Annotated in this window: 2 protein-coding genes; one reads left to right on the forward strand and one right to left on the reverse strand. The window is 45.6% G+C overall.

Going from position 1 to position 2,079, the window contains the following annotated elements; translation table 11 throughout:
• On the reverse strand, positions 1-1,335 hold a 1,335-nt coding region (locus B3180_RS13055), incomplete at its 3' end, for an amidohydrolase family protein (protein WP_286844996.1).
• Positions 1,336-1,477: 142 nt separating this feature from the next.
• Between B3180_RS13055 and B3180_RS13060 the strand changes: the two genes are divergently transcribed.
• Positions 1,478-1,942, forward strand: a complete 465-nt coding sequence (locus tag B3180_RS13060; RefSeq protein WP_199494634.1) for a c-type cytochrome — start codon at positions 1,478-1,480, stop codon at positions 1,940-1,942.
• Positions 1,943-2,079: the final 137 nt, after the last annotated feature.

Here is a 2,079-nt window from a genome sequence, read left to right on the forward strand (position 1 = left end):
AGTGCCAACAAAGTCGACTTTATCTCTGGATACCAGTTCGTTTTCTTCACCCTGTAACCAGACCGACTGAATGGTACCGTCTTCGAACAAATCGCCTTTTACCATGACAAAGTCGGCCATATAGCCTTGTGCCAGCTTACCCACTTTGTCTTCGACACCTGCAATTTTTGCCGGGACCGTTGTTAAAGCAGCTAGAGCTTTGTCTTCACTTAAACCATGCTTAACGGCTTTACGCAGGTTAGGCCAGAAGCTTTCCGATTTCTCCAGGTCATGCAGAGTCAACGCAAAGTTAACACCAGCTTCAGCTAACATTGCCGGGTTAGAAGGTGCGCGCTCCCAATGACGCAGTTTGGCTAAATCGACATCCAGATGGCCGTCAACGTCACCCACTTCTGGTGCAGCCGGAAAGTTTAGCGGCAGAATCAAATCGCTACCCGCGTTTTTCACAGCTTCCAGACGAGAATACTCATAACCTGAACCGACATAAATGGAAGGAACGTCAAATTGGTCAAGGACATCATCAGCTCGCAATAGTGATTTTTCGTCACTGACTTTAAAAACGATTCCGGTACTTTCAATGTCCGTCAACGAATCCAGAGCCGCATTAAACTCAACCGGTTGGTTGTGTGATTGTTTACCGTAAGAATTTTCGTACCAATTAGCATCTGAAAGCGTCTGTCTAACTAACGCAATACTGCCCATTAAAGACGAAGGATATTGTTGCTGCGATGAACCTTTGTCAAAAGAACCGAAATGTTTGGCTTCGCTTTGATAAATGACGTCGTTCGGTATTTTATCAGCAAGCGAAACCGTTACGGCACGCCCCTGGAAAATACCATCCAGATTTGCTGACTGAACACTGGTAAAACCTTGTGAAACCCACTTTTTCGCATCGTCGGAGTTCGTTTTAAACTCACTAAACCAACGCTTTTGTGAGTGGATAGCGTCATTGGCCGCATTACCACCTTCACGTTCATTATTATAAATTGGCGCATCCGAACGTTCTTGCTCGGCGCTCGCTTTTATACCGTAGCTTCCGTAAGGGTCAATAAAGCCTGGATAAATAGTGTAACCAGTTCCGTCAATGACTTTTGCACCCGCCGGCGCACGATTATTGCGCTCAATAGACTGGACGGTGCCATTTTCTATAACCAGAGTCGCGTTCTCAATAGACTTGCCTGGTTCGGTTATGATTGTTGCGTTTTGTATCGCGGTCAGACTCGGCGTGTTATCTCGCATCCCGTTAGTCCGGGAAGTTTGATCAGCCGCAACCGAAGCGGTCAGTACAGACGTTACTGCTAACGTCAAAGCACTGAGCTGATGCACTTTTTTCATGAATTGTTCCCCATTTTGACTTATTTTTAGTCTGGTTGTCCCATAAGACAAGTTACTTTGTTATATATAGAGGTGACAAGCATTAACCGACAGATCGTGTATTATTAACGATCAGTGAACTCAACAAACCGGAGTGTTTTCGATGAAAAAACAATTATTAATAACGGCTATAGCAGGCTTTATGGGCCTTTCGTTTAACGTTTCTGCCGATGAAAACGCCTTTAACGACGGCGATAAAGCCGTAGAGTACCGCCAAAAAGCCCTGTCCGTTATGCAACAGAATTTTGCCGCTATGGCAGCCATGGTTAAAGGCGAAGTTGAATACAATGCTGACTTCTTCCAACGCCGTGCCGACGACTTTGAAAAAATGTCCAGCATTCCATGGTCCGGCTTCGCCGTTGAAGGTGCTATGCCGGGGGACAACTCCGATGCACTGACCGCAATTTGGGACAACTGGGAAGATTTTCAGCAGCGCGCTAACGACTTACAAGAATACGCAGCAAAACTCTCTGAAGTCAGCCAGCAAGGTTCAATTGACTCAATTAAACCTGTATTTATGGATGCCGCGAAAACCTGTAAAGGTTGTCACGACAATTATAAAGACTGATTAAAGCAACAACATTAAAACGAGCCAAACAGCAACCGCTAATATCATGCCCTGCCATCCGGGTTTTAGGTTAGGGGCTTGCTGTTTGGTTATGCGGTAACCGTGTACCATTGACGCAATAAGAGGCGTCCCTTTAA

Source organism: Idiomarina sp. UBA4206, assembly GCF_002383015.1.
In the GTDB taxonomy this organism is placed as follows: Bacteria; Pseudomonadota; Gammaproteobacteria; order Enterobacterales; family Alteromonadaceae; genus Idiomarina; species Idiomarina abyssalis.